This is a genomic window from Exiguobacterium sp. KKBO11 (assembly GCF_001644945.1).
Lineage (GTDB): Bacteria > Bacillota > Bacilli > Exiguobacteriales > Exiguobacteriaceae > Exiguobacterium_A > Exiguobacterium_A abrahamii.
The window spans coordinates 1-396 of record NZ_LUCU01000027.1; the positions used below are offsets into that span (position 1 = coordinate 1).

General features: G+C 74.2%; 1 protein-coding gene. It reads right to left on the reverse strand.

What is annotated here, in order from left to right; all coding sequences use genetic code 11:
* Positions 1-396, reverse strand: a 396-nt coding sequence (locus AYO36_RS16690; RefSeq protein WP_197484526.1) for a TolC family protein, incomplete at both ends; no start/stop codon positions are given.

The window sequence follows — 396 nt, forward strand, 5'->3', positions numbered from 1 at the left end:
GCGCCCTCATCGCCGCCCGCGGCACCGCCGTGGACGCGCGACAGGCGCGCATCCACGGCGGTGCCGCGGGCGGCGATGAGGGCGCTGCGCGTGCTGCGCAGTTCCAGCTGCGAGATGCGTCCGGCGTCGAAGCCAATGCGGGCCAGGCGATACGCCTCTTCGGCGGCGACCACGCTTTCATCGGCGGCGCGGGTACGGCTACTGGCGGCCTTCAACCCGGCCACCGCAGAGAGGCGCTCGGCCTCGCTGTCGCGGCGCTGCTGGTCCAGGCGCGCTTCGGCCGCGCGCTGGTCGGCATTGGCGGCGCGGATGCCACCGCGGTTGCGGTCGAACAGCGGGATGCTGAGGCTGACCCCGAGGTTGTAGGCACGCTCGCCGCCTTCGCGGAAGCGGGTC